The organism is Vibrio sp. ER1A, assembly GCF_000733315.1.
Taxonomy (GTDB): Bacteria; Pseudomonadota; Gammaproteobacteria; order Enterobacterales; family Vibrionaceae; genus Vibrio; species Vibrio mediterranei.
The window spans coordinates 1-3,629 of the sequence record NZ_JPJA01000073.1 but is presented as its reverse complement, the minus strand read 5'-3'; the positions used below and the strand labels follow the sequence as shown (position 1 = coordinate 3,629).

Annotated in this window: 3 protein-coding genes and 1 pseudogene; all 4 read right to left on the bottom strand. The window is 31.6% G+C overall.

The window, feature by feature from the left end; genetic code table 11:
* Nucleotides 1-366: pseudogene (locus tag HW45_RS04775) on the bottom strand (hypothetical protein); the annotation flags it as partial.
* A 9-nt stretch (nucleotides 367-375) separates the two neighbouring features.
* On the bottom strand, nucleotides 376-1,323 hold the full coding sequence (locus tag HW45_RS04770; RefSeq protein ID WP_038225311.1) for a right-handed parallel beta-helix repeat-containing protein: 948 nt from the start codon (nucleotides 1,321-1,323) through the stop codon (nucleotides 376-378).
* 339 nt (nucleotides 1,324-1,662) lie between these two features.
* Entirely contained in the window at nucleotides 1,663-2,709 is a 1,047-nt protein-coding gene (locus tag HW45_RS04765) for a hypothetical protein (RefSeq protein ID WP_038225310.1), read from the bottom strand.
* A partial coding sequence (locus tag HW45_RS04760; protein WP_038225308.1) for an NAD-dependent epimerase/dehydratase family protein occupies nucleotides 2,709-3,629 on the bottom strand: 921 nt, incomplete at its 5' end. The genes HW45_RS04765 and HW45_RS04760, both read right to left, overlap by 1 nt.

The following is a 3,629-nucleotide window of genomic DNA, read 5'->3' as shown; positions in this document are numbered from 1 at the left end:
CCAGCGACTGTATGCCCTGAATGCTTCTTTTTTCCTAGAAATTCTGTTCTCTATGAAAGATTTTCGGCATTTAAATAAAGAAATCAACCACTTTATATTTTCTTTTATATCTCTATTGTGAATAATTTTATCAGATTCGGGAAAATCTATCTGCTTTTCAATTATTGATCTTTTGGGATTATATAGTTTATTCAGTTCGTCTTTAAACTCATTAGACCAAGAGTGTATAAAAACATCTACATCATTATTAGATATTATATTTTTGTAATTTAAATTGTAAGCGATCTTCGGATCTAAAGGTATCCCGTTACCGTTTTTATCAGCTCTACCACCAACAAGTCCATAAAAGCATATAGCGACTTTCATTCTACCACCTCAATATTCCACACCATCAAGATGCTTTTGATATTCCATCCCTAGTAATTTTTTTATATCTCTTTTTAGTAAGATCATTTTTCTTTGACTTATAAATGATTGATTGGTCATATCTTCCCCATTCATGTATACATATGAAGCACCTGAGAAATCATCTTTTTCAATCACTTTTCTGTCAAGTTCTAAAGACTTTGAGTTATAAATTACACCACCTACGCCTTCTATTTTATAGTTTCTATAGTTATCAATAGCTTTACAGTTTACATAAGTGACACCATGAGGATTTGGCCATGATAAGTCAAAACCACTTTTGCCTATCCTGTAACCATTGTTAATACTCGTCACATTATAAACTAGGTTTCCATGACTACCAATAATGGGACGTGGACTACCAAAGTGTATACCAGAATCGTTATTATCACGAACAGTTATATTTTCAACTTTTATATTTCTTACCGCATCTAAATCTACACCATCACCATTTGCAGAGTGTACGACTCCATTTCCAGAAATAATTGAATTTTCGACATATTTCAGATCTATGCCTTCTACACCTCCTTTTTCATAAGGATGCTTATCTCTGTTACCATCTACTTCACCATTGATAATTATCTCAATATTTGTAATATAATTATCTGGATCACCGATACTTGCTATAACATAATTCGCTGTTCCACCAAATGCTTTTGGGTTTAATATTGCATCGTCTGATAATTTGAGTATTGCGCCTTTTGGGATAACTAATTTTGTATTACTACCTAATAGGATACCATCAGTTAAATGCAACCCTGCTGACAAAACAATATGGCCTGACTTTGATGAATCAATACATTGTTGAATTTCTTGGGTTGTATCACAATAGGTGATATCTATTTCATCAGAGTAACTGACATTACTTAATAGCGAGCTCAGTACTAATATTTTAAGTTTTTTTTTCTGAAATTTCATATTTTTGGTGTGATATAGTGTAGCTATATTAAATCAACATTAACTAACCTAAATACCAGGCCTATAAAGTCTTTAAGTGCATTTAGAGTATCGATTAGTCATCAGATCTTTCTAGTAAGCGAACTTCACTAATCTGATCGTAAGCCTTTAATATAGTTTATTTAAATTGCAAAAATAACTTATAAATGCATGACCGCATTCACTGAAAAAGTTACTTACTACATGAATTGCTTTAATATTAAATCATTTAATCTATACAGCGTTGAAATGAAGAAAGTGCCTTTTGCTTTAATGACTAACTTAGCTTTAAGTTTAATACATTTTACTATAATATTAAGGTCAATCATCAAACATATGGCCTAGTTCCTCACTATCTCTTTCAATATTAATCGATATAGCAGAAGGGTATGGGTTTGTTGGAGAAAAATCATTTATAAGGTAACGCCTTGTATGAGGCAAACCGAACAGGAAACGATCCACTTTTACATCAAACTTTTCGAGTTCCGTTCTTGTATATTCAATCTCACTCTCAGGTCGAGACGAAGTGAGAATCAAATAAACATATCCTTGTTTTTGCAGACTTGAAATTTTTTCTAGATTCTTTTTTATTCCCTTTGTTTTCCATCCATTAGATGCAAACTTGCTTCCATTTTTCAAAAGCACACCGTCAACATCACAGAATAATGTAATGTGTTTTTTGCAGTAATGCCGATATTCTCTTAATGTTCCCCAATCTGTATAGTGTGAAGAATTTAAAACACTAAACTCATGGTTATCTAAGAGCATTTTGTAAATTATATGTGAAATGTAAATTTCATCGTTAGTCTTGATCTTATTATATGTTTCAATGAAATTTTGGCTACATTTAAAACTATATCCACCACAACAAAATTGATTACTAATAACTTGCTTTTCTACAATATTGGAAATTACACCTAATGAGTCAGCTTCGACATAACTTTTGTTTTTAGCATCAATAAGTTCAACAGTGTTCAAGTCAATAGTAGCAACTTTATTAAGCGGTTCCGGTTTGCACTTAAACACATTATCACAATCCTTAATGAATATTGAACCTTCGATATTCGCTATTTTTATTGCTTTACAGATGGTTTCTGATTGAGAGGAGGTTGCCTCATCTAGTATAGCTAATTCTGGTTCATAACCAGTCGATTTTTTGAAACCGGATAGTACATTTTCCTTATTTGTATATTTATCTAAATGCTCAGCAAGGCAAACAATTACAATACGGTCAAATATATCTAAGTCGATATTTTCAACAGCTTTTTCTAACATTAACTTGCCGTCAGGCATTGTTAGTAACCATTTAGGTCTCATGTCAGGAAACCTTGATGATTTTCCTGCAACAGGTAAAATTAAAGTAAACATTATTTAACTACACTCCTTGCAAAATTAAAGCATTCTAATAGACCTTTCTTCATATCAACTTTAGGCTCCCATTCAAAGTATTTCTTTGCAAAGTCAATATTTGATATAGCAACCTTATCAACTTCATCAACTAAATAACTTTCAATCAATGGCAATTTACGATCAAATATTAGTGGGTACTTATCCCAAAAACTTGATTTATCCCCTTGGGTATATTCAACTTTACTCCCGACAATCTCTTCAAATAAGGAAACTATATCATAAACTGAATAAGTGTTACCTCCTCCAGCATTTACAGGAATAAAAGAACCACTTTCAATGTTTTTAAATTTGCTAATTATTTTAACTATCAACTCATACAAATCATCTATATAAATATAATCTCTTTTAGCATTTTCACTAGCATAGAGTTTTATTTCCTCACCTTTTAAATATGACTTTATTAAGTAACCTAATAAAGGTGGCTGTTTTCTGAAATAATCTTGATTAGGTCCATATAGATTAAACAACCTGATTGACACCACCTTAATATCATATGTTTTCGCAACAGACTCAAAGAGTTGTTCAGCTAAATATTTAGATGTTGGATAAATTAGCTTTGTACTTATTTCATCTGTCTCTCTGCACTCTCTATCACCTGATCCTTCATAAATTGCCCCAGAGCTAAAGAAAATTACATTTTTGCATCCTATTTTTGTTGCGAAGTCACTAACTGCTCCGCACATAGCTACATTCTGCTCAAATGACCGATATGGGTTTTGCTGGTTGTCTGGTAGTGGTGCTATAGCAGAACAATGTATAATAGTATCTATATCTGTTATATTACTATCTTTTAGCTCTTTGACATCAGTATTTATAAATGTAATTTTATCTTGTATATCATTTATTCTTTCTATATAACCATAAGATAAGTTATCGAC